Origin of the sequence: Tardiphaga sp. vice154, from assembly GCF_007018645.1 — a bacterium.
In the GTDB taxonomy this organism is placed as follows: Bacteria; Pseudomonadota; Alphaproteobacteria; order Rhizobiales; family Xanthobacteraceae; genus Tardiphaga.
This window is the reverse complement of the sequence record NZ_CP041399.1, coordinates 3,683,081-3,706,051: the sequence shown is the minus strand read 5'-3', so window position 1 is coordinate 3,706,051 and position 22,971 is coordinate 3,683,081. Positions and strand designations below refer to the sequence as shown.

Sequence of the window (22,971 nt, the reverse complement as noted above, 5' to 3'; positions counted from 1 at the left end):
ACGAGGCAAGTCAAAAACAATAATGGGAGGCGACGCGTGCAGGACACGGATTTTCACGTGGCGGTCGGTCAATCGATCCGCTTTGCAAAGACGGTTTCGGAAAGCGACGTTTATCTCTTCGCTGGTATTACAGGCGATCTTTCAGATGTTCACTGCAATGAGCAGTTCATGGAAAAGTCGGCTTTCGGGAAGCGCATCGCGCACGGCGTCCTGGCGATGGGCTTCATGTCCACCGCCTCGACCGTGATGTTTACGCCGCATGTCAGTAAATATGTTGGATTGACGCCGGTATCGCAGGGCTACGATCGCGTTCGCTTCATCGGCCCGGTCTTCTTCGGTGACACGGTGACCGTAAGCTACACGATCGAAAAGCTGGACGGCGCGAAGAACCGCACGTTTTCCAACGTCGAAGTGAAGAACCAGCGCGGAGAAGTCGTCGCTGCTGCCGTGCACATCATGAAGTGGGTGCCGGTCCCCGTGCTTGACCAGAACGCAGCCTGAGGAACGCGACATGGCTGGTTCAATTCAAGACGTGCGCGTTGCGCTCGTCACAGGCGGTCGGCGCGGCATCGGACGCGCCAGCGCCTTTGCGCTGGCCGACAACGGTTTCGATGTCCTGATCAATGACCTGGAACACGACGAGGCAGCGGAAGAGACTGTTCAGGGCATCAAGGATCGTGGCAGGCGTGCTTCGTTCATTCAGGCTGACGTCGCCGATCTTGGCCAGCATGAACGCCTGGTCCGGGAAGCGCAGTGCTTCGGGCCGCTGTCCTGCTTGCTCAACAATGCCGGTGTGCAGACCAGGCACCGCGGCGATATTCTGGAAACGCCGCCAGAGAGTTTTGACCGGTTGATGTCGATCAATCTGCGAGCCTCCTTCTTCCTCACGCAGCGCGTCGCCAGGCAGATGCGCGACGACGATAGGGGCGATCGTACGCGGCCCACGCGCTCGGTGATCTTTATTTCCTCGGGAAATGCAGTGATCGCAACGGCGGCGCAGGCTGAATATTGCATCTCCAAGGCTGGCGTCGCGATGATGAGCACGCTCTACGCGTTGCGCCTCGCGGAATATGGCATCGCCGTTCATGAGGTGCGACCCGGGATCATCCAGACCGACATGACCAAGGATGTTTTCGAGAAATATAACGGCTGGGTCGAGGCCGGCGGCTTTCCGATGGCGCGGTGGGGACAGGCGGAGGATGTCGGCAATACCGTCGCCCAGCTCGCCTCGGGGCGCATGCCGTATTCGACAGGCCAAGCGTTTTTCGTCGATGGCGGGATGCATATCCGTCGCACATAGGCTGCGTTGATGCGCGTGCAATTGATCTGAGGACAATATGTACAATTATGCGGGACAGGTTGCAGTTGTGACCGGAGCTGCGATGGGCATCGGGCGCGCCATTGCGAGAAAGCTTGTCACCGAGGGCTGCCACGTGGCGCTCTGGGACAAGAACGCGGAGGCGCTGAGCGGCGCGTTTGCGGAGCTTTCGGCGGGCGGAAGCGTTTCAAAGGCCGTTATCGATGTGACTGACCTCGATGCGGTCAAGTCAGGTGTGGCGGAAACCATCCGGCATCACGGTCCCATCGATATTCTTGTCAACAATGCGGGCGTAGGTCAGGTTGCATCGATCATCGACGACAAGCCGGAAGACTTCGAATCCACTATGAGGCTGAACGTGTTCGGCACATTCAACTGTTGTCATGCCGTCGTGCCATCCATGGTGCTTCGAAAATCCGGTCGGATCATTAATCTTTCGTCGTGGTTCGGAAAGGTTGGCAGGCCAAGTTCACTGGCCTACTGCGCTTCGAAGTTCGCCATCCTGGGGATGACGCAGTCGATGGCGCTGGACCTTGCCGCTCACGGCATTCGCGTCAATGCTGTTTGCCCCGGCGCAATTGCGAACACCCAGATGCGCGATTTCGCAGATACTCAACTCTCAGCTAGGGGCTTGCCGACGGCCGCCGAGCGAGCCCATACCATACCCCTCGGCAGACTCGGGGAGCCCGAAGATGTCGCCAACGTGGTGGCATTCCTGTTGTCGAGCCAGGCTGACTACATGACGGGGCAGGGCATCAATGTCACCGGCGGCGTCTGGATGAACTGAGCTGCGGCATCTCGCAACACGGAAGCCCGCTGTCGTTGCTTGACACTCTGTAACAACTATCCTTACATGTAAGTAAGTAAAATGGAGCGGATAACCGCTTCAAAAAATTCTGAGGAGACGCGCGTTGTTCGAATTGATGGAGTTCGTGGTCCGCGGTGCGCTGCTTGGCGTCATCTACGGGCTGCTGGCATTCCCGATCAGCCTGGTCTTTGCCACCACCGGATCCGTCGATCTGGCGGTCGGTGCCTACACCGTCCTCGCGGTGGCGATTGCTTGGGCGATTGGCGGCCCGGTTGGCATTGTCCTGGGCATCGGCGCGGCGGTCCTGTCGTCGGCGATCGTCGGCTTCATCTCCATGCGGCTGAACAGGCCGGGAACGTTCGATCATATCACCGCCGTGCTCGGGACATTCGGCCTCGCGACCTTCCTCGAGTCGTTCATCCTGACATTCTACGGCAAGGATCCGATGGCCAATCAGATGTTCGACGCCTTTTGGGATGTATTCGGCGTCCGGATCAGCCCACAAGCGCTGATCAATATCTCGGTCAGTCTGGCGCTGCTCGCCGCGCTTTATGTCCTCCTGTACCGGACTCCGTTCGGCCGCATGATGCGTGCCAGCGCGATCAATCCGCTCGGCGCTGCGCTGAACGGCATTCCGGTTCAGGCGATCTGGTTCTGCACCTATCTGCTTGGCGGGTTGCTGGCGGGTGTCGCAGGCATCCTGGTGCTGTACACCACCGGCGCGGATTACAGCACCGGGTTATCACTGACCATTTCGGGCTTCGGTGCGGCGATCATCTTCGGCATGAACAGCCCGCTGCGCGGCTTTGCCGGCGGCCTCGTCACGGGGCTCGTCCAGGTACTCAGTTCGGCGTACCTGCCGGGCGGCTGGGTCACGGCCGCGCCGATGATCTTCATCTTCATCGTTCTGGCGCTGGGCCCGATGAACCGGATTGCGGCGACCGGAGGACGTGTCTGATGAAGCTTGGTACATTTGACAGGCTGCGACCCGCGCTTGTTCTTCTGGCGATCATCGCGGTTCTGACGCCATTCATTGTTGGCAAGCCCTTCTGGCTCGACAATTCGATTCTCGTCGCGATCTTCTCGTTGATGGCGCTGTCGGTCGGCATGTCCTACGGGCAAGCGGGCATTCTCTCGGTAGCCACGGCTGCGTTTGCCTCTGTTGGCGCGTATGCCACGAGCATCGCGACGGCGCAGTTCGGCCTGTCGCCGCTGGTCGGTCTGCTGCTCGCCGTGGTGTTGCCGATGTCGCTTGGCTATCCGATGGCGCGGGCGATCACGCGGCTATCGCCGATGCCGCTGTCGATCGCTACTTTGTTGTTGAGCATGGTGCTGGAAGTCGGCATCCGCGAAGGCGGGGACTTCACCGGCGGCTATATCGGCCTGTCCGGGATTCCGAAACTGTCCTTCGCCCCGACGCTGGCGTCGATGCATGTACTATCCTGGGCTATCGTCATCATTGTCATCGCATTATACGCCAACCTGACCCATTCCGCGATCGGCCGTGCGGTCAAGACCGCACGCCACGATCCGCTCCGGGCGACGGCGGACGGCGTCGACGTGCCGAAGATTCTGGCCAGCTATTTTGCATTGTCGGCCGCAGTCGCAGGCCTGTCCGGCTGGCTCTACGCCCATCACCTCATGTACATGGGTCCGGAATCCCTGACCATTCATGTTTCGATCAAGACGATGCTGATGACCGTCATCGGTGGTGCCCAAACGTTCCTCGGGCCGGTTGTCGGGGCGGCGTTCCTGACGCTGATTACGCTGTATCTTCCGGCTTCGGAAACGCAGGGCATGATTTTCGGCGCCACCTTGGTGCTCGTGCTGCTGGTGGCCCCGCGCGGAATCCTTGGTACGGACTGGATGAAGCTGATTTCCCGCACGAAAAAGCGCGACGCGCCGGCTGCGCCGGTTGTCCCGGCAAGCGAGCATGTATCATGAGCGTTCAGGTTCACGAGGTCACCGTTGATTTCGGCGGGATTGTTGCGCTCAGCAAGGTTTCGCTGAAGCTCGAACGCGGGCAGATTCTTGCCGTCATCGGGCCGAACGGATCCGGCAAGAGCACACTGTTCAACTCCATCACCGGAATGGTTACCGCTGCAAGCGGGAAGATCATCGTGGATGATACGCCGGTCGATGGCATGCAGCCGCACCGGCGGATCGCATTGGGGCTGGCGCGTACATTTCAGACGCCGAGGTTCGACCCGCATATAACCGTCGAGGAGGCCGTTCTGTGCGGTTTCTATCCGGTGTCGCAGTCGGGCATGCTGTCGGCCTTGCTCAGAGCGCCCAAATCGGCGAGGCAGGAGCAGACCTTCAGCGAGCGCTGCGCCGAGATCCTGCAGGATCTGCGGCTCTCCGAGTATCGCCACACCAGGATGGGCGAGCTACCGATGGGGCAGGTCCGTCTCGTCGAGGTGGCGCGCGCCGTCGCCAATAATCCAAAATATATCCTGCTGGACGAACCCGCCGCCGGCTTGGCTCGAGACGAGCAAGCCATGCTGAGCTACGAAGTTCGACGACTTGCAGAAAAAGGCGTCGGCGTTCTTCTCGTCGAGCACAATTTCAATCTGATCCGCGAACTGGCCCAGCACGTCATCGTTCTGAACCGCGGAGCGATGTTGCTGTCGGGCAGCGCGGAAGATATCGCGCGCGACAAGTCCTTTATCGACGTCTACCTGGGCAGCAGCGGCAGGTGATGGGACCGGACATGAACATGATGAAGCCCACTGTCTCTGCAGGCCGCTCCACGATTATTGCCTGCGCCAATGTTCACGCGCGCTACGGGCGCATCACGGTCGTCTCCGACGTCACGCTAGATGTCGCCGCGGGTGAGATGATCGCGATCCTCGGTGCCAATGGGGCTGGCAAGAGCAGCCTGCTCGGCGCTATCGCGGGCACGGTCGCGGGCAGCGGGCGCATTGAGGTCAACGGCCAGGCCATCAACTCACTGCCGTCGCACAAGCGCGCAGTCATGGGTCTGTCGCTGGTCCCGGAACAGCGTCGGAACGTCTTCGCGGCGATGTCGGTCAAAGAAAACATCGATCTTGGCTTGCGGCTGTTACCGATCGCGGAACGGGAAGACCAGCGCGATTTCATTATGGGCCTGTTTCCGATCTTGCGCGAACGGCAGTCCGCTGGCGCGGGAATGCTGAGCGGCGGCGAGCAGCAGATGCTGGCAATCAGTCTGGCGCTGGGACGAAAACCGGACGTGATGATTTTCGACGAGCCGACGCAGGGACTTGCCCCGGCGGTCTTCGATACGTTGCAACATGCCTTCGACGTGCTCAAGAAGCGCGGACTGGCCATGATCCTGGCCGAGCAGAACGTGCCGTTCGCCGCGCGCGTTGCCGACCGCTACATGATTCTTTCACAAGGCTCTGTCGTCCGCGAGGGCCCTGGTCTGGATCTCGCTAATCCGGAAGATATTGCGGCGGTGTTTCTCGGATCGAAATAGTAGGAAAAAATTAAACAAACAAAAAAGGGAGTTTGAAATGCGAAGGAATTTTCTGAAGTCACTCGCAGCCATGGCTTTGCTCGGAACCATGTTCACCGTGCCGGCACGCGCGGCGGACGATGTCATCAAGGTTGGTGGCATTTTCAGCCTCAGCGGACCGGCGGCGCCGTTCGGTATTCCAGAGCGGGACGTTGTGGAAATTCTGGCCAAGAAGCTCAACGCCGAAGGCGGCGTCAAGGGCCGCAAGATCGAAATGGTGTTTCACGACGACCAGAGCAATCCGACCGAAGCTGCGCGCGGCGCGACCCGCCTGATCCAGCAGGAGAACGTCCAGGCCATCATTGGCTCAACGCTCGGCACAGGCACGCTGGCCTTGATGCCGATTGCGATGGCCAACAAGGTCCCCGTGCTTGCTCCGATCGGCACCATCGATGCGACCTCGAAGAAGCACGCGTTCTGGCCCTGGCTATTCCGATCAGCCCCAACCGAGCAAGTTATCCTCGACGGAATTATGGAGCGCGGCGTATTCACACCGAAGCGCAAGAAATTTGCCGTCATGTATCAGGAAGACGCCTACGGCAAGGCCGGCATGGAATATGCGCTGAAGCTTTCCAAGGAACATGACATCAATGTCGTCGCTTCGGTCAGCGCGCCGCTCAATGCCATCGACCTGACCGCGGCGGCTACCAAGATTCGCAATGCCAATCCCGAGGTCGTCCTGCTTGAGACCTCTGCGCCGGCACTTGGAGCCGCTTTCGTTCGTGCCGCAAAGCAGGTTGGGCTGAACGCCCCGCTGATCGGATCGGGCAGCCTGAACCAGCGGCCTTTCCTCGACGCGGCGGGGCCTGCCGGCGAAGGCGTTCAGGTGGTCTCGCTCGGAAACTGGGACGATCCCTCCGAGAAGCAGAACGCACTCGGCGACATCCTGCGCGCGGCCGGCAAGAAGCCGTCGGGCTACGCCGAGTTGTTGGCGTCCACCGGCTTTCTGGTTCTGGTCGAGGCGCTCAAGCATGTTGAAGGTCCGCCGACCGGAGCACTGATCCGTGACGCCATCGAGAATATCTGCGAGTTCAAGGACACCTTTATCGATGGCAGCATCTGCTATTCCAAGGATCAGCATGAAGGATTCTCCAAGGATTCCCTGGTGACGGTGGAGATCTCGCAGGGAAAATTCAAAACGATCAAATGACTTGCAGAACGGCCGGTCTGATGTGACCGGCCGTATCGGGATTCTTTCGATGTCACGACCGTTGCTCGATCTGCCGTTTACCTCGTGGTCCTACGATCGGATCCTGCGTTGGCGTGCCGAGAATACGCCGGATCGCCCGTTCATCTGTTTCGAGGACGGCGTCTATCAGAGCTATGGAGAGATCTGGCAGTGCGTCTGTGATCTGGCGAAGGGACTGGCGAATGCGGGCGTCCAGCGAGGCGACCGTGTCGCGATTTTCGCCGGGAATGGCCTGACGGCCGTTCATGTGTGGCTCGCGATCAATGTGCTGGGCGCGACCGATGCCCCCATCAATCCCGCGTTTCGCGGCCAGTCCCTGGTGCACGCCCTCAACATGCTCGGTGTCACCATCGTGATTGCCGACAGGCAGCTGTTGCCGGTGCTGGATGGGGTGGCGAGCGAACTGACGGCGTTGTCTCATATTTATTTTATCGAGGACCCGATGGCGGTCACCGATCCATCGACAAGCATCGGTTCCATTGCGGTGGCGCCGCTTCGGGAGTTGGTCGATGATGCGAGCGGCTATCAACCGGCGGGGGCAAGCTTCGACAACATCTCATCCGTTCTGATGACGTCGGGGACATCGGGTCCATCGAAGGGGGTCATGGTGCCGCACGCCCAGGCGATCCTTATCGCGAGAAACTCCATCGATGGCATGCGAGTGACGGAGACCGACATCTACTACGTTGCTCATCCGGTCTTTCACATGTCCCCGCGATATTGCGCCATCACCGCAGCCATGCTGGTCGGGGCGCGCGTCTGGCTGGATACACGCTTCAACGCCGAGCAATGGCTGGATCGCATCAAGCTATCCGGGGCAACGGTGACCATTGGTCACGGCCCCTTGCTCGAGATGATCTACGCCCAACCACCGCGAGCGGATGACGCTGAAACCGCTCTGACCCGTATCGGTACCTCGCCGTTTCCCAAGCACATTGCTGCGCCTTTCGAACAGCGTTTTGGGATCAAGGGCATCGAGACTTGGGGAATGACCGAGATCGGCATCCCCTGTTGGCATCCGTACGACGCACCGCTTCGGCCTGGCTCGTGCGGGAAAATTCTGACGGAGTGGTTCGAGGTCGAGGTGGTCCATCCGGACACAGATGTTGTTCTGCCCGTTGGTGACTTGGGCGAACTGGTGGTTCGGTCCAGGTATCCGTTCACCCTGATGCAGGGGTACCTTGGTCGGCCGGACGCCACCAACGAGGCGTGGCGTAACCTGTGGTTCCACAGCGGCGACAGCGGTTATATCGATTCGGACGGATGGGTGTACTTTGTTGATCGCCTGAAAGACCGGATTCGCCGCCGCGCCGAGAATATTTCCTCCTACGATATCGAGGTTGCCGCTCAGCAATTCGCGGGCGTCCGCGAGGCTGCAGCAATCGGTATTGCGTCGGAATTTGCCGGGGATGACGACGTCAAGATTTGTGTGGTGGCGCTACCAGGATGCGAGGTGCATCCGGAGGCGCTGATCATACATCTCGCGAAGCGACTGCCACACCACATGGTGCCGCGTTACGTCGAAGTTCTGGTCGAATTGCCCCGCACGCCGACGAAGAAAGTCCAGAAGGCGCAGCTACGGCAGGCCGGCGTTACGCCGCAGACGTGGGACCGCAAGCTTGCCGGCATCGTGCTGCGGCAGTTGGCATGATTGACGGTACCGGTTCAGGTATGTTCCTTCTTCCGGGCCGGCTTTTTTGCTGCCCCTACCGGCTTCTTGCCGGTCCCGTAAGCGGTTTCGATGGTCGAGAGCGTGGCCTCCCAAAGCTCTGACAATCGCCCAAAGCGTCCGGAGTCACGGGTGACTGACCCAGCATAATGAATGATCGTCGCCAACTGAATCACGATATTCTGCTGCGGGGCATCTTCACGCAATTCCCCGGCACGGACGGCTAGGCTGACGCCGATCCGAACCAGGCTCTCGAAATCATGTGACGTGCTTTGCAGGATGGACTGCATTTTCGGCGTGAGCGCGTCTCGATCCGACCGCAGCCGGATCATCAGGCTCCAGGGGTGGCCCTTGTCGCCGTTGGCGTTGAATTTGTTGTAGCGCTCGCGATTGAAAGCCAGCGTGGCATCGATCTTTGCCCGCAGCGTCGATTCCGGGTCAGTCCAGATTTTGGTATACCGCTCGATCGTACCGCGGGCGTAGTCCTCAAGAACTTCCTCGACCAATCCGCTCTTGTTGCCGAAATGATAGTGCAGGTTGGCGCGGGTGGTATTGAGAATCTCGGAGATCTCCCGGAAGCTGACCCCACGATACCCGTACTTTACCAGAAGATCGGCCGTGGTCGATTTGATCTTTTCCCGCATGATACGCCTACAAATGAAAAGGGTGCCTCGAATCCATGTTTCGCAGCACCCAATTGTTTCAGTTTATCGCTTGAACCGCAATTGTTCCCGCGGCTTACGCCGCCGCATGAACCTTGGTTTCTGGCAGCAAGCCGGCGCGGGCCATGGCACCTCGGATCCGCTCGATTTCTGCTGCGGGCAGTTTCTGCAGGGGGGGCCGGACGGCCGCCGAAGGCAGGCGACCGAGGATGACCTGGGCTTCCTTCATCCGGTTATGCATATCCACTCCCGGAGCCGAGTAGAAGGCGTGTGTGGTCGGGTAGATGCGGTCGGCAGCGGCTTTCGCTGCAGCCATGTCGTTGTTGCGAACGGCTTCATAGAGGGCGACCTGCAGGTCTGCGATCGTGCTGCCGGCGCCGGAAAGCAGGCCATTGCAGCCGGTTACCAGCGAGCTGAACAACCACGCACTGTGCGTCGTCAGGACGTTGAACGGTCGCGGACCGTTCTGCAGTTCGCGCACGGTGAATTCGTGGCGCGCGGGGTCGCCGCAGGCATCCTTCATGGCTGCAATCGACGGAATTTCGGCCAGCATGCGGACCAGCACGTCGTGCGGATAGCAAAGGCCGGTTGCCACAGGAAACTGGAAGATAATCAGCGGCAAATCGGTCGCATCGGCGATTCGTCTGAAATGATCGACGATCATGTCCGGACGGGCACCCAGCATGAAAAGGCTCGGTGGGAAGATCAGCAACGCCGAGGCTCCGCCTTTTTCCGCCATCTTGGCGATCCGGATGGCATCCGGTGCATTCTCGGCATACACGCCGTTGACGATCGGGAGCTTCGATCCCAGCTCGTCCACGGTGACGTCGAGAATTCGCTGCTGTTCCTCGAACGAGCATGACGATACTTCCGATGCGTGACCGTTGACGGTGATTGCGGAGATGCCGCGCGTTCCAGCGACATCACGAAGGTGCTTTCGGTAGCTCGCTTCGTCGATGGACAGATCGTCTTTCAAGGGCAGCAGACAGGCGGGGATGACCCCCGAGCAATCATATTTAGTACGGCTCATTACTTTTTCTCCGTGATGTAAGCAGCGATAGTTCTCAAATGCCTTCGAGAACAACGATATTTGCAATCGAGGCGCCGTCGCGGGCCTCGCGCGCCTTCAGGTAGATCGCCGAATTGTAGAATGCCTTCGCCTGATCGACTGAGTCGAACTCGACAATGACAAACCGACGATCGGGGGCGTCCCCCTCCAGCGCAATCGGCAAAGACCCGCGTACGTGATAGCGGCCCCCGAAAGCCTCGATCGCTTCCTTCGCGAGCGGCTTGTAATTTTCATAGGCTGCAGGATCCGTCACCTTCACCTGCGCCACGACAATGGCTGCCATGCTTTGTTTTCCTCCACTTTCAATTGCCCTGAAAGTGTCACTGACATACATGTAAGTCAACAAGCGGATCTGGCGTTTTCCGCTGATTCCGGCCGAAAATTGCAAATCTCATCAAGAATATTGACCTGCACGTCAGTAAATGACATTTTGTCGGAATGGGCATGCGCCCTGGGTGGAAACATGAAAATAAAAATCGAAAAACACGGTCGCGTGGCGGTTCTGGTTCTCAATAATCCGCCGATGAATGTGGTGACGCTTGAATTGACGCGTGAGATGAGCAAGGCGCTGGCCGAGCTGGCTGCTGATCCGGAGGTGGGTGCGCTCATCCTGACAGGTGAAGGCGACCGGGCGTTCTGCGCCGGCTCCGACATCAAGGAATTTCCGGGTCTGGTCGCGGATCGTGCCATCGTCAGCCGAAAGCTCGGTTTTGAGAATGAGACCTACGGTCAGGTCGCGCATTTCCCCAAGCCAACTATCGCAGCCATCGAAGGTCTTGCGCTTGGCGGCGGGCTCGAACTTGCGGCAGGTTGTGATTTTCTCGTGGTCTCCGCCAATGCGCGGCTCGGGCTTCCGGAAATCAAGCTGGGCGGCTTCCCCAGCAGTGGCGGCACGGTCCGCGTGACACAACGCATCGGTCTGGCGCGCGCCAAGGAGATGATGATGTTCGGCGACATGATCGATGCCGAAACCGCGCTGGCGTGGCGTCTCGTTAACAAGGTGGTTCCGAGCGGCCAGGTCCGGGCGGCCGCGCTGGAGATGGCCGCGCGATTGGCCGCGGGGCCGGCACAGGCAATGTATGCCTGCAAGAAGGCGATCGAGGATGCGGTGAACTGCCCTGAAGCGGAAGCGATCGCGACAGCGCTGCGGCTCAGCGAAGGGCTGTCCCGAACGGCCGATTTCTCCGAAGGCGTTCGTGCCTTCACCGAAAAAACACCGGCCCGGTTTTCCGATCGACTTGACGTGCGGGTGTTCGACGTCGCCGGCTGACCATCTCTTCTTGAATTGACATCCGGCGCAGCGAACAACGCGATCGCCGGCAAAAAAAACTGCGGAGGATTTGCGCGTGATCGACTTTTCGATATCTGAAGAAATGACCATGGTGGTCAAGACGCTGAAGCGCTTCATTGAAACTGAACTGAAACCTTACGAAGCTGAAGTCGAGGAGAAGCAGTTCGTTCGTCCGGAACTGGCACTCGAACTCAAGACCAAAGCCAAAGCACTCGGCCTGTTCGCGCTAGGCATGCCGGAAGAATCCGGCGGTGGCGGTCTCAGTGCCGTCGACATGTGTCTGTGCGAGGAACAGTTCGGCTGGACCAAGGATGCGCTCGTGCGTCGCGCGTTTGGCGCCATTCCGGCCGCGCTGGAAAATTGCGTCGGTGAACAGCGCGAACGCTATCTGTATCCGGCGGTTCGCGGCGACATCGGCGTCGCGCTCGGCATGACGGAACCGAACGCCGGATCGGATGCCGCCGGCATTCTCACCACGGCCAAGCGCGACGGGTCCGATTTCATTATCAACGGGTCGAAGCACTTCATCAGCGACGCCGACCTCGCCGACTCGTTCATCATCACCGCCGTGACCGACCCCACCAAGGGCGCCAAGGGGATTACGGCATTCCTGATCGATCGCGGTACGCCGGGTTTCACCATCGGTCGCATCCAGTACATGATGGGCCTGCGCGCCACCAATCATTGCGAGCTTGTCTTCGAGAACTTGCGGGTTTCCGAGGCGCAGATGCTCGGCGCCGAAGGGCAGGGGCTCTATCAGGCGCTGTCCACGATCAATCGCGTCCGGCTCGGCATGGTCGGCGGCCGTTGTATCGGCATGGCCAGCAAGTTGATGAAAATGAGCATCGACTATGCCAACGAGCGCAAGCAGTTCGGCAAGTCGATCGGCGAATTCCAGATGGTACAGGCGATGCTGGCGGACATGGCCACAGAAATTTACGCAGCGCGCATGATGGTGCTCAACGCCGCCTGGGAAACCGATCAGGGCATGGACCCACGTGAAAAGGTCTCGATGGTGAAATACTTTGCGTCGGAAATGCTCGGCCGCGTTGCCGACAAGGCCGTGCAGATTTTCGGCGGCATGGGCTACTGCAAGGAAATGCCGCTCGAACAGATGTACCGTGACGCGCGGGTGTACCGGATCTTCGACGGCGCGTCAGACATTCACCGCATGGTCATCGCGCGAAGCCTGCTGAAGAACGGCTCGCATCCGCTTTGACGCGCTGAAATCCGGATATCCGAGGTAGTTACCATGCTCAGCAAGATGCGCGTCTTAAGTTTCTCCCATTTCGTCCAAGGGCCGGCAGGTTCGCAATACCTTGCCGACCTTGGCGCCGAGGTGATCAAGGTCGAGCCGATGACAGGCGCGTTCGAGCGCAATCACACCGGCGGCCACGTTTATATTGACGGTCTCAGCGCGAGCTACTTTGCCGTCAACCGCAACAAGAAATCGATTGCAATCGACCTCAAGAATCCGAAAGCGAAAGCAATTCTTTACGCAATCATTGCCAACTGCGACGTCGTCACCGAGAACTATCGCGGTGGCGTGCTCGACAGGCTCGGCTTTGGCTACGAGGCGGTCAAAGCCGCCAAGCCCGACATTATTTACGCCTCGGCCAGCGGCTGGGGACCGCGTGGGCCGATGGCGGACAAGCCCGGCCAGGACCTGCTGGTGCAGGCGCGCTGTGGCCTGGTCGCAGTGACCGGCAATCTGGAAGAGATGCCGACGGTGCCGGGCGTTCCCCTTGTCGATCAGCATGGCGCGGCGCTGCTCGCGATGGGCGTGATGGGCGCCTACATCAAGAAACTGGCAACCGGCGAAGGCACCCGCGTGGAATCGAACCTGCTAAACGCCGGCCTCGATCTGCAGGTCGAATCGATGGCGGTGTATTTTTCCGGCAAGCGGACGCCGCAGCATTTCGAGCGCCACCCGCAGCTTGCCAACTGGCATCTGGATGCGCCTTACGGGGTCTACAAGCTGGCCGATTGCCATGCCGTGATCAGTCTCGGCGGTGACATCGAGCAATTTGCCGCCGCCATCGGCTCCCCGGCACTGGTCGCCCTAGGCAAGGATCGTATGGCAATGCGTGACGAGTTCACAGCCATCCTGGCGCAGGAACTGCGAGGCTGGAGCTATGCGCGGCTCGAGCAAAGGCTGACGCCGCATGCGCTGTGGTTCGAGCGGGTGCAGAATTACGACCAGATCCGGGTTGATCCACAAGTTGTCGCCAACGACTGCTTCATGGAAATCCCGATCGGCAACGGCACGGCCACGGTGCTCGCCCATCCGGTACGCTACGACGGCGAGGCTCCGCCGCTGCGCCGCATGCCGGTCCATCTCGGTGCAGACACGCGACAGGTGCTGCGCGACGTCGGCGGCCTGACTGATGCGGCGATCGATCAACTCGTCGCCGCAAAAGTGATCCACTGTCCCGAAGCCGCGTAACGCAGCCGGACGGTCAGCTTCCCAACCACGATTGGCGCATCCGATGTCGACAACCACTCTGCTCCGTGACGTAACGCTGGACGACAAGTACACACTGCCGTCCGGCAGAATTTATCTGTCGGGCATTCAGGCATTGGTGCGATTGCCTTTGATGCAGCGTGCGCGCGATGCCAAGGCAGGTCTTAACACCGGCGGCTTCATCTCCGGCTATCGTGGCTCGCCGCTCGGTACGTATGACAATGCGTTATGGTCGGCAAAGAAGCATCTCGAGGCTGAGAACATACATTTTCAGCCCGGCCTGAACGAAGACCTGGCAGCCACGTCGGTCTGGGGAAGTCAGCAGGTCGGACTGTTTCCGGGCGCCAACGTGCAGGGCGTCTTTGGCATCTGGTACGGCAAGGGCCCCGGCGTCGATCGCAGCGTCGATGCGCTGAAGCACGCCAACGCGGCGGGAACTTCACGCTTTGGCGGTGTGCTGGCACTGGCGGGTGACGACCATGGCTGCCAGTCATCGACTCTGGCGCATCAGTCAGAGCAGGTCTTTCAGGCGGCGATGATGCCGATTCTGAATCCGTCCACCGTGCAGGAATATCTCGACTTCGGCATCTACGGGTTTGCGCTGTCGCGCTATTCTGGTTGCTGGGTCGGCTTCAAGGCAATCTCGGAAACGGCGGAAAGTTCGGCTTCGATCGAAGCCGACCCCGAGCGCATGCAGTTCGTCGAGCCCGGCGAATTCGACATGCCGGCCGGCGGCCTGCATATCCGCTGGCCGGATCCGCCATTGGAGGCCGAGGCTCGCTTGCACGGCGACAAGATGCGCGCCGTGGCAGCTTTCGCCCGCGCCAATCCCATCGACCGGATCGCACTCGACTCGCCCGCGGCGACACTGGGGATCATTACGACCGGCAAGGCCTATCTTGACGTGCGACAGGCGCTGGCGGACCTTGGCCTGTCGGACGCGGCGTGCGCCGAGATCGGACTGCGCGTCTACAAGGTCGGCCTGACCTGGCCGCTCGAAGTGCAGGGCGCGCGCCGTTTTGCGCAAGGTCTCAAAGACGTGCTGGTTGTCGAGGAGAAGCAGGGCTTCATCGAAACCCAATTCGCTCATGCGATCTTCAACATGGACGCGGGATCGCGGCCGTCCGTTGTAGGCAAGCGTAACGAAGACGGCGAAGTGCTGTTGCGCAGCGAGGGAGAACTGTCGCCCACACTGGTTGCGCGCGCGATCCTGTCGCGACTGGAACGGCAAGGATTGGGCAACAGCAATCTGACGCAGCGCATTGCGCGTCTGGAATCCTTTGAACAGGTCGCCCGGACGCCCCAGATCAAGTCGCAGCGGGCTCCGTTTTTTTGCTCCGGTTGTCCGCACAACACGTCAACGCAGTTGCCGGACGGCAGTCGCGCCATGGCCGGCATCGGTTGCCACGGCATGGTGATGTGGATGCCGAACCGCAACACCGAGACCATCACGCACATGGGCGGCGAGGGGGCCAATTGGATCGGCCAGGTGCCGTTTACGTCCGAGAAGCATGTTTTCCAAAATCTCGGCGATGGCACTTACACCCACAGCGGACTGCTGGCGATCCGCGCCGCGGCTGTAGCGAAAGTCAACATCACCTACAAGATCCTGTACAATGACGCCGTCGCGATGACCGGCGGGCAATCGGCTGAGGGCGGTTTCACCGTGCCGCAGATTGCCACCCAGGTGGTGGCCGAAGGTGCCGCCCGCGTCGTGATCGTCTCGGACGAGCCCGACAAGTACACCGACAAGAGGATCTTTCCGCCGGGTATCAGCTTCCACGGCCGTGACGAGCTGGATTCGGTGCAACGCCAGTTACGTGACATCAACGGCCTCACGGTCCTGATCTACGACCAGACTTGCGCGGCTGAGAAGCGCCGCCGCCGGAAGCGCGGCCTTTACCCCGACCCGCCGAAGCGTGCGTTCATCAACGATCTGGTCTGCGAAGGCTGCGGCGACTGTTCGGTCAAGTCGAACTGCGTGTCGGTCAAACCCCTGGAGACCGAACTCGGCCGCAAGCGGGTCATCGATCAGTCCAGTTGCAACAAGGACTTTTCCTGCACAGACGGCTTTTGCCCGAGTTTCGTTACCGTGCATGGTGGCGGGTTGCGCAAGCCGGTGAAGGCCGCGGGGGACGCCGCCGGCGATCGGTTCGCGGCGCTTCCTATGCCCGTGATCAAGCCGTTGCTGGCACCCTACGATATCCTGATGACGGGCATTGGCGGCACGGGTGTCGTGACCATCGGCGCGCTGCTCGGAATGGCGGCGCACATCGAGGGCAAAGGCTGCTCGGTGCTGGATTTTACCGGCCTGGCGCAGAAGAACGGTGGCGTCATGAGTCATGTCCGTCTCGCGCCGAAGCCTGAGGATATCGCGGCCGTTCGCATCGCTGCGGGCGCAGCCGACCTGTTGCTGGGTTGCGATATGGTGGTCGCTGCGTCACCCGTCGCACTGTCGCGCATGGAACACGGCGTCACACGTGCGGTTGTCAACACCACCCTGACGCCGACCGCGGCTTTCGTCACCGACGGCAATATCGACTTCGAAGCCAACCTGATCCACCGCGTGTTGCGCAAGGCTGTCGGCGACGACGGCATCGATTTCATCGATGCCTCGCGTATCGCCACGGCGCTGATGGGCGACTCCATCGCCACCAATCTGTTTTTGCTGGGCTACGTGTTCCAGAAGGGCCTGCTGCCGATCGGCTTCGAGGCGCTCGACCGGGCCATCGTCCTGAACGGCGGCGGCGTGCAGAACAACCAGCGCACCTTCGCCTGGGGGCGTCTGGCGGCACACGATCCGGCGTCGGTCGATGCATTTGCAACGCCGGCCTCGGCGCCGGTGGTAAAGCCGCTGACCTTGCCGGAGCGCATTGAATCCAACGCCAAATTCCTGGCGGCCTACCAGGACCAGGCTTACGCGCAACGCTATCGAAACATCGTCTCCAACATCAGTCTGGCGGAACGCCGGGCCGTGCCAGGCAGCGAGGCCATGACCGGTGCGGTCGCCGGCAGCCTGTTCAAGTTGATGGCGTACAAAGATGAATACGAGGTCGCGCGGCTTTACACGGAAGGCTCATTTCGCGCGAAGCTGGAGCGCCAGTTCGAGGGAGACTACAAGCTCCAGATCCATCTGGCGCCGCCGCTGCTGTCGCGGCGTGACCCGGTGACGGGCCATCTCAAGAAACGAGCATTCGGCGGATGGGTCCTCACGGCGTTCAGCGTCCTGGCGCGTCTCAAGGGCCTGCGTGGGACATCCCTGGACATCTTCGGATACACCGCCGAGCGCCGTATGGAACGGCAGTTGATCGATCGCTATATCGCCGATGTCGGGCAACTCAGCGGGGATCTCGACTCCGGCAATCTCGCAATCGCGGTCGAACTGGCCAGCTTACCAGAAATGGTAAAAGGGTACGGTCACGTGAAGGATCTGAACATCGCCGCGATGGACGAGCGACGGAGACAGATCATGATGCAGGTCGAGAACTGCAATCGATCGGCGCCCTCCAGTGAATCGCTCAAGGCGGTCGCGATTCGGTGACGTGCGAGCGGAACGGGATGTCTTACGTACCCTGCACGGCATGGGCAAACCCATTGAGAGTCGCCCGCGTCAACGTGCGCCCGATGTCTGGATCATTTCCGCTCCGGTACCAGAGCAGCATATTGCCGTCGTGGACGGCTTCCAGATAGAGCACGATGTCCCGGGTGGCCTGTCTGGTGCTGAATTCGCCGGTCGATTTTCCAGCATCGATGATCGCCTCAAGCAGCGCGGCAAGCTTGTGGTAGATGCGAAACATCTGGGTTCGGATCTTGGATTTGGCGCGCTGAGGAACGCCAGCGCCGATGATGATCGCATTATCGATCGTGCGGCCGTGCAGCGATTTGCATATGTAAGGCCGATGCTTGCTGGAACGTCGGCTCAAAAGGCCCCGCTGTGCCCTTAGACCTGTGCCAGCCGTATCTTCTTCGAACGCCGTGGATTGCTGATAGAGTTGATTCCGTGACGAGGTCGGCGATAGGTAGAGGTTGACGTGGCTCATGTGACCGCTTCTGGCGGATTGTGTTGAAAAAGTCGCCGTCGCAACTGTTCGCGACGTCTCAGTAAGCAAAGCGCGCGCCAGTTCGTCTCGGCTCAGGCAGGCATTGGGCCGGGCGACGGGACCAGCTTTGCCAGTCTTCGGAGGTTCTGGGCAGTAGCGGCGAGCAGGAACTCGTCGTGAGCGCCGTAAGGGCCTCTCAGCCGGAGCCGGTCCAGGCGCAGAATGCGCTTCAGGTGCGCGAACAGCATCTCGATCTTCTTGCGCTCACGTCGCGACGTCACATAAGCCTCGGTCCTGGCGATGCCGCGCGCCACATCTCTCGCGCTCTCGTAGACGGAACGCGGCACCTTGCGGGAGGGCATCTTCGGACAGCACCGTGGCTTGAGCTTGCAGATATCGCAGTCATACTTGCTTGCACGATAGTGAAGTGTAGCTCCGTCATTGACCAGGGTCCCGGTAGAAGCCAGCACTTTGCCTGCCGGGCAGCGATAGATGTCGGTCTCTGCATCGTAGGCGAAGTCGTCCCGCGGGAACGTCCCATCTTTACGGGCTGACTTGTCAAACACCGGAATGTGCGGCTCGATCGCGCGCTCGTCAACCAGCCAACCCAGCATCTCGGCTGATCCATAAGCGCTGTCGGCAGCCAGCCGCTCGGGGCGCAATCCGAGACGTTCTTCCGTGCGGTCGATCATCGTGCGTGCTGCGCCGACCTCGGCTTGTCGGATGGCGCGGGTCGCTTCGACGTCGACGATAATCGCCACCTTCAGATCAATCAGGTAGTTGTCGGCATAGGCGAAGAAGGCGTGCCCCTTGTGAGCACCCGTCCATTGCGCGGCCGGATCTGATCGCGAGATGAACTTCGGCACCGTCTCGCTCGCCGTGCCCCAAGCGGCATCATCGAGTGTGTCGAGATATTCCCGGACCGACCGGCGCGTCCGGGCGATCGCCTCCCAGTCATGTTGGCCGGCTCCTGCGGCCGAGCGTTGTTTGTTGGCGTCAGCAGCGATGAGGCTCGCATCGACCGCAAAGGCGGCACCGTCGACCAGTCCCTCCGACACACAGCGACGCACGACCGTCTCGAACAGCTTGCGCAACAGATCGCAATCGCGGAAGCGGCCATGCCTGTTCTTGGAGAATGTCGAATGATCCGGCACTTCGCCGTCGAGACCGAGCCGGCAGAACCAGCGGTAAGCGAGGTTCAGGTGGACCTCTTCGCACAGCCGACGTTCTGACCGGATACCGTAGCAGTAGCCGACCAGCAACATCCGTACGAGCAGTTCGGGATCAATCGAAGGTCGGCCGGTCGAGCTGTAGAATGGTGCCAACTCGCTACGAACACCCGACAGGTCGACGAAGCGGTCGATAGCCCTCAAAAGGTGAGATGCCGGCACGTGCCGCTCGAGTGAGAACTCGTAGAATAGAGCCGCCTGATCAGTCTGCTGCGGACCCATCATCGATTCAGCCTCCGTCGATACCGATAGTGAATCAGCGATCGCGCTCGGCTTCAACTAGGGTTTTTCAACACAATCGGCGCAAAGCGGCCGTTTGGAAAAGGTCGTTTGTGCATCGCCTTGATAGGCCATCCTTTTGCCGTCGCCTCCTTCATGGCGACCGCTTTCCCTGGCTTAGCGAGGTCGGTAATGCGCCGCCTGCATGCGCTGGCATCGCTAGGAGACTAGCAAATGTGAATAATCCTAGCCGGAGAAGACCGGTAAAGATTGCTGCAGGTACCGTTGGCCTGCTGGCGCTGCGGGTGCTGCAGATAAACAGATCGCTCGAACTGCCGACGTCAGTCGCATCCGAATTATCCCCGAGCTATGCGATGCCGGTTTGACAACGGATAAGCCGCGTCATAGGTTCTCCGGACAGAAGCAAGATTTAAGACTGTCTGTAAGATGGTCATCTTGCTTGTGTTCGATTCGTGCTGACCTCCTTACAGATTAAAAAAATATCTGGGGAGGCTGTCGGTGCAATCTATTTCAGTAAAAATTCGTGGAATCGATGACGTGCTTTCGTTCATTGATTCTCGTACGGGGATTACCGGAAGAGCCGGGGTAATCTGGTGGCTTGCCCTCGGCGGCCTATTTTTGGATGCATTTTCAAACTCGGCGCTCAGCGCGGGCCTTGCCCCGATGACGCGGGATCTGCATCTCGCTGCTGCCCAAGTCGCTCTTCTCACTTCTTTCGCTTCGTGGGTCGCCATCGCCTTTAATCCAATTGGCGGTTGGATGGCTGACCGTTGGGGGCGTGTGCGGCCGCTGATCTTGGCGAAAGTATTCGCTATCATTGGTGCATCTCTCGTGATTTTTGCCTCGAATTTCGAAACCATCCTCGTCGGACGTTTTTTCGTCGGTGCTGCTTACGGTATCGATTTCGCTATCGCCATGGCCGTGCTGGCCGAATTTACACCGGTTCGATTCAAGAGCCGGCTCAATACCTGGCAGGGCATGTGGTACACCGCCGTCTGCAGCAACCTGTTGCTGGCAATGCTGTTCTATTCGTGGAACGTAGGCGACTCGATCTGGCGTTATTCGGTGGCCGCCACCGCCGTAGTTGCCGTCACGATGCTCGTTCTGCAGTACACGCTGCTGGTCGAAAGCCCGGTCTGGCTTGCCCGTAAAGAGCGTCTTGTCGAAGCGGCTGCTGCCATGACCAAGATTTATGGTCAGGTGTTCGTCGCGGCACCTGCTGGCGAGCGCATTCCGGTCGAAAACCAGGCACGCCGCGGTCTCGCCAACGTTTTGCTGATCTTTCGTGGCGTCTATCTTCCGCGTACGATCCTGGCTGCGACGGTCCAGATCGGCCAGTCAATCCAGTATTTCGCGGTGGGCTGGTATCTTCCGTTGATCAGCGCGGCAATGTTCGGCAAGGATTTTATCTTGGGGACATTGGGCGCACTTTTGTTCAACGTTTTTGGCATCTTCGGCGGCTTCCTCTCTCCAACGATCGGTCGCGCGCTCGGCCTTCGCCGGGCCTCGGCCTTTGGCTTCGCCGCGGTTTTTGTGATGCTGCTCATTCTTGGATTGTTCAGCGATCGCATGCCGATTTGGCTCGCCGCCATCGTGCCTTGCCTCTTCATCCTGTTCCATTCGGGCGGTCCCGGCGCAAACGGCAAGAGCCTGTCTTCGCTGTCGTTTCGTGGCGAACTCCGCGCTGGCGCCAATGGCGTGATCGGTGCGCTCGGATCTATTGGTGCGGCTGTTGGCTTGTTGGTGTTCCCGCTATTCCGAGAATGGTACGGGTTAAATCATACGTTCCTGATCCTGTCGGCGGTTCCGCTAGTCGCCAGCATCATTTGCTTCTCGATCAACTGGGATCCGACGCGCACCACGATCAATCCCGATAACGAGGCCGACGCGCCGCAATTCGAGGGCGATAATGTGCGCGCAGCCGCACTGCGGCCGGCGGTTAAGACTACCTGATGGCCGAAACCCAGAAAGATGTGATCCTGGCGGTCGACGAGGGGACGTCCGGCACACGCGCCGCGACGGTCTCCCACGACGGCAATGTATCATGTCTCGAATACCTACCGTTGCTGGTCGATACGCCGCGACCCGGCGTTGTCGAGCAAGACGCTAACGCCATCCTGGAGAAGACGCTCGCGGCATGTCTCGCTACAATCGCGCGGTCGGTGGCAGAGGGGCAGCGCATCGTTGCGCTGGCCCTCGCCACTCAGCGTGCGACGGCAGTGCTGTGGGACAGAAACACCGGGCGGGCACTCGTGCCCGCCATGGTTTGGCAAGATTCGCGCTACGTCGGGCTTCTGGATCAACTCGCACCGACCTGGGACAAAATACTCACCCGCGAAGTCGGACGACCCGGAGGTGTGAGATCGCCCTATATCTGGGCCGCTCAACATCTTCTAAATACGCCTGCCATCATTGAGGCTTACGACGAGGGACGATTGTGCTTCGGCACGATCGACACATGGCTACTGTGGCATCTGACCAACGACAGGATCCACGTAACCACCCCGACGAACGCGACCTCCGCTGGCGCTTACGTGCTGGCCGAGCACCGTTATCATCCAGGGTGGCTGGCAGCTTTGCAATTTCCGCAGGACCTGCTGCCGGTGTTGCGTTCTGACGCCGACAGCTTCGGACGGACCAACGTCAGCCTGCTAGGCATCGACGTTCCTATCCTGGCGAGCATGGGCGACCAACACGCCGGGGCGCTCGGGCTCGAATGCCTCGATCGCGGGCAGGCGATGTGTATCCACGGCACCGGCAGCTTCGTCGATCTCATCACCGGACCCACGCCACCGGTGAATATCGGGCTTTACGACGGCACTACGACAATGGTCGCGCGCCGTAGCCTCGACACGTCGCGCTTCGCAGTAGAAACGTTCGTTGCGACCACCGGATCCGCGCTCGACTGGGTCTGCGAAAAGCTTCGATGGTTCGAGAGTGCGACCGAGATCAGCCGCCTTGCGGCTGAGGCGAAGTCGGCCCGGGGCGTCACGTTCCTGCCAGCGCTCACTGGTTTGCGCGTACCGAAAATGCAGGCCAATGCGCGAGCTTCGCTCACTGGAATTTCCATCGCTTCTACGCGCTCGGAAATAGCGTTCGCGATACTTGAAGGCATCGCGCATTCGGTCACCACCTGTCTCAAGGCGAACGAGGAAGTTTCCGGTGTTGATGTCTCGGAGCTGATCGTTGGCGGAGGGCTCTCGACAAGCGACACCTTGTTGCAGATCCAGGCCGATCTCATCGGTAGGCCGATCCGGCGCAAGCCCAACACCGCGCGCGCGACGTTGCGTGGTGTCGCTTATCTCGCCGGCTCGACGGGTCTGCAGTGGGACGTTCTCAAGGGTGGCACCACGCCTGGCCCTGACGAGCAGGTTTTCGAACCTGCGATCAGTGCTGACCACCGGGAGCAGCGCCGGGCGCTTTGGCACTCGCGCATCAAGTCCGAACTCGAACACGCCGACACTTTCGGGGCCGGCCAATCGGAATACTGAAC

General features: G+C 60.2%; 20 protein-coding genes. 15 read left to right on the top strand and 5 right to left on the bottom strand.

The window, feature by feature from the left end; all coding sequences use genetic code 11:
• Positions 1-36 precede the first annotated feature (36 nt).
• The 9 genes from FIU28_RS17300 (at position 37) to FIU28_RS17260 (ending at position 8,465) form a co-directional block, all read left to right on the top strand.
• Positions 37-501, top strand: a complete 465-nt coding sequence (locus FIU28_RS17300) for a MaoC family dehydratase (protein WP_143574435.1) — start codon at positions 37-39, stop codon at positions 499-501.
• Positions 482-1,300 (top strand): 3-ketoacyl-ACP reductase, encoded by an 819-nt coding sequence (locus tag FIU28_RS17295; RefSeq protein WP_246660722.1) that lies wholly within the window; start codon positions 482-484, stop codon positions 1,298-1,300. Before FIU28_RS17300 ends, FIU28_RS17295 begins: the two co-directional genes overlap by 20 nt.
• 37 nt (positions 1,301-1,337) lie before the next feature.
• Positions 1,338-2,105: an SDR family NAD(P)-dependent oxidoreductase gene (locus FIU28_RS17290; RefSeq protein ID WP_143574434.1), complete on the top strand. Its 768-nt coding sequence runs from the start codon at positions 1,338-1,340 to the stop codon at positions 2,103-2,105.
• Positions 2,106-2,229: 124 nt separating this feature from the next.
• A complete protein-coding gene (locus FIU28_RS17285) occupies positions 2,230-3,084 on the top strand; it encodes a branched-chain amino acid ABC transporter permease (RefSeq protein ID WP_246660721.1) in 855 nt (284 codons plus the stop codon).
• On the top strand, positions 3,084-4,070 hold the full coding sequence (locus FIU28_RS17280; protein WP_143574433.1) for a branched-chain amino acid ABC transporter permease: 987 nt from the start codon (positions 3,084-3,086) through the stop codon (positions 4,068-4,070). The genes FIU28_RS17285 and FIU28_RS17280 overlap by 1 nt, the downstream gene beginning before the upstream one ends.
• Positions 4,067-4,828 (top strand): ABC transporter ATP-binding protein, encoded by a 762-nt coding sequence (locus FIU28_RS17275; RefSeq protein ID WP_143574432.1) that lies wholly within the window; start codon positions 4,067-4,069, stop codon positions 4,826-4,828. Before FIU28_RS17280 ends, FIU28_RS17275 begins: the two co-directional genes overlap by 4 nt.
• Positions 4,829-4,839: 11 nt before the next feature.
• Complete coding sequence (locus FIU28_RS17270; RefSeq protein WP_246660720.1) at positions 4,840-5,586, top strand: ABC transporter ATP-binding protein; 747 nt, start codon at positions 4,840-4,842, stop codon at positions 5,584-5,586.
• Between the two features lie 37 nt (positions 5,587-5,623).
• The gene (locus FIU28_RS17265) at positions 5,624-6,775 is read left to right on the top strand and encodes an ABC transporter substrate-binding protein (protein WP_168209957.1); all 1,152 of its coding nucleotides are present in this window, start codon (positions 5,624-5,626) and stop codon (positions 6,773-6,775) included.
• 49 nt (positions 6,776-6,824) lie between these two features.
• Positions 6,825-8,465 carry an AMP-binding protein gene (locus FIU28_RS17260; RefSeq protein ID WP_143574431.1) on the top strand — a complete coding sequence of 547 codons (1,641 nt, stop codon included), beginning with the start codon at positions 6,825-6,827 and terminating at the stop codon, positions 8,463-8,465.
• A gap of 14 nt (positions 8,466-8,479) precedes the next feature.
• Here FIU28_RS17260 and FIU28_RS17255 read toward each other — a convergent pair whose 3' ends face one another.
• The 3 genes from FIU28_RS17255 to FIU28_RS17245 all read right to left on the bottom strand — a co-directional run bounded on the left by FIU28_RS17255 (position 8,480) and on the right by FIU28_RS17245 (position 10,497).
• Complete coding sequence (locus FIU28_RS17255; RefSeq protein WP_143574430.1) at positions 8,480-9,127, bottom strand: TetR/AcrR family transcriptional regulator; 648 nt, start codon at positions 9,125-9,127, stop codon at positions 8,480-8,482.
• 94 nt (positions 9,128-9,221) lie between these two features.
• On the bottom strand, positions 9,222-10,175 hold the full coding sequence (locus FIU28_RS17250) for a dihydrodipicolinate synthase family protein (protein ID WP_143574429.1): 954 nt from the start codon (positions 10,173-10,175) through the stop codon (positions 9,222-9,224).
• A 34-nt stretch (positions 10,176-10,209) separates the two neighbouring features.
• Positions 10,210-10,497 carry a DUF1330 domain-containing protein gene (locus FIU28_RS17245; RefSeq protein WP_143574428.1) on the bottom strand — a complete coding sequence of 96 codons (288 nt, stop codon included), beginning with the start codon at positions 10,495-10,497 and terminating at the stop codon, positions 10,210-10,212.
• Between the two features lie 210 nt (positions 10,498-10,707).
• Here FIU28_RS17245 and FIU28_RS17240 point away from each other — a divergent pair, with 210 nt between their 5' ends.
• From FIU28_RS17240 to FIU28_RS17225, 4 genes are all read left to right on the top strand, one after another.
• Positions 10,708-11,484, top strand: a complete 777-nt coding sequence (locus FIU28_RS17240) for an enoyl-CoA hydratase/isomerase family protein (protein WP_168209956.1) — start codon at positions 10,708-10,710, stop codon at positions 11,482-11,484.
• A gap of 76 nt (positions 11,485-11,560) precedes the next feature.
• Positions 11,561-12,724: an acyl-CoA dehydrogenase family protein gene (locus FIU28_RS17235; protein ID WP_210247733.1), complete on the top strand. Its 1,164-nt coding sequence runs from the start codon at positions 11,561-11,563 to the stop codon at positions 12,722-12,724.
• A 33-nt stretch (positions 12,725-12,757) separates the two neighbouring features.
• Entirely contained in the window at positions 12,758-13,951 is a 1,194-nt protein-coding gene (locus FIU28_RS17230) for a CaiB/BaiF CoA transferase family protein (RefSeq protein WP_246660719.1), read from the top strand.
• 43 nt (positions 13,952-13,994) lie between these two features.
• A complete protein-coding gene (locus tag FIU28_RS17225; RefSeq protein ID WP_143574425.1) occupies positions 13,995-17,510 on the top strand; it encodes an indolepyruvate ferredoxin oxidoreductase family protein in 3,516 nt (1,171 codons plus the stop codon).
• Positions 17,511-17,532: 22 nt separating this feature from the next.
• On the opposite strand, the gene FIU28_RS17220 is transcribed toward FIU28_RS17225, so the two are convergent.
• Both FIU28_RS17220 and FIU28_RS17215 read right to left on the bottom strand, forming a co-directional pair.
• Positions 17,533-18,009, bottom strand: a complete 477-nt coding sequence (locus FIU28_RS17220) for a hypothetical protein (protein ID WP_143574424.1) — start codon at positions 18,007-18,009, stop codon at positions 17,533-17,535.
• 92 nt (positions 18,010-18,101) lie between these two features.
• The gene (locus FIU28_RS17215) at positions 18,102-19,463 is read right to left on the bottom strand and encodes an IS1182 family transposase (protein ID WP_143574423.1); all 1,362 of its coding nucleotides are present in this window, start codon (positions 19,461-19,463) and stop codon (positions 18,102-18,104) included.
• Positions 19,464-19,976: 513 nt separating this feature from the next.
• On the opposite strand from FIU28_RS17215, the gene FIU28_RS17210 reads away from it, so the two are divergent.
• Positions 19,977-21,431, top strand: a complete 1,455-nt coding sequence (locus FIU28_RS17210) for an MFS transporter (RefSeq protein WP_143574422.1) — start codon at positions 19,977-19,979, stop codon at positions 21,429-21,431.
• The gene (locus tag FIU28_RS17205; RefSeq protein ID WP_143574421.1) at positions 21,431-22,969 is read left to right on the top strand and encodes an FGGY family carbohydrate kinase; all 1,539 of its coding nucleotides are present in this window, start codon (positions 21,431-21,433) and stop codon (positions 22,967-22,969) included. Before FIU28_RS17210 ends, FIU28_RS17205 begins: the two co-directional genes overlap by 1 nt.
• The last annotated feature ends 2 nt before the right edge of the window (positions 22,970-22,971 follow it).

Coding starts and splice junctions, on each gene's coding strand:
- FIU28_RS17215 (WP_143574423.1), bottom strand. CDS start 19,463: ATGATGGGTCCGCAGCAGACTGATCAGGCGGCTCTATTCTACGAGTTC.
- FIU28_RS17275 (WP_143574432.1), top strand. CDS start 4,067: ATGAGCGTTCAGGTTCACGAGGTCACCGTTGATTTCGGCGGGATTGTT.
- FIU28_RS17225 (WP_143574425.1), top strand. CDS start 13,995: ATGTCGACAACCACTCTGCTCCGTGACGTAACGCTGGACGACAAGTAC.
- FIU28_RS17260 (WP_143574431.1), top strand. CDS start 6,825: ATGTCACGACCGTTGCTCGATCTGCCGTTTACCTCGTGGTCCTACGAT.
- FIU28_RS17230 (WP_246660719.1), top strand. CDS start 12,758: ATGCTCAGCAAGATGCGCGTCTTAAGTTTCTCCCATTTCGTCCAAGGG.
- FIU28_RS17265 (WP_168209957.1), top strand. CDS start 5,624: ATGCGAAGGAATTTTCTGAAGTCACTCGCAGCCATGGCTTTGCTCGGA.
- FIU28_RS17220 (WP_143574424.1), bottom strand. CDS start 18,009: ATGAGCCACGTCAACCTCTACCTATCGCCGACCTCGTCACGGAATCAA.
- FIU28_RS17250 (WP_143574429.1), bottom strand. CDS start 10,175: ATGAGCCGTACTAAATATGATTGCTCGGGGGTCATCCCCGCCTGTCTG.
- FIU28_RS17280 (WP_143574433.1), top strand. CDS start 3,084: ATGAAGCTTGGTACATTTGACAGGCTGCGACCCGCGCTTGTTCTTCTG.
- FIU28_RS17290 (WP_143574434.1), top strand. CDS start 1,338: ATGTACAATTATGCGGGACAGGTTGCAGTTGTGACCGGAGCTGCGATG.
- FIU28_RS17270 (WP_246660720.1), top strand. CDS start 4,840: ATGAACATGATGAAGCCCACTGTCTCTGCAGGCCGCTCCACGATTATT.
- FIU28_RS17245 (WP_143574428.1), bottom strand. CDS start 10,497: ATGGCAGCCATTGTCGTGGCGCAGGTGAAGGTGACGGATCCTGCAGCC.
- FIU28_RS17205 (WP_143574421.1), top strand. CDS start 21,431: ATGGCCGAAACCCAGAAAGATGTGATCCTGGCGGTCGACGAGGGGACG.
- FIU28_RS17255 (WP_143574430.1), bottom strand. CDS start 9,127: ATGCGGGAAAAGATCAAATCGACCACGGCCGATCTTCTGGTAAAGTAC.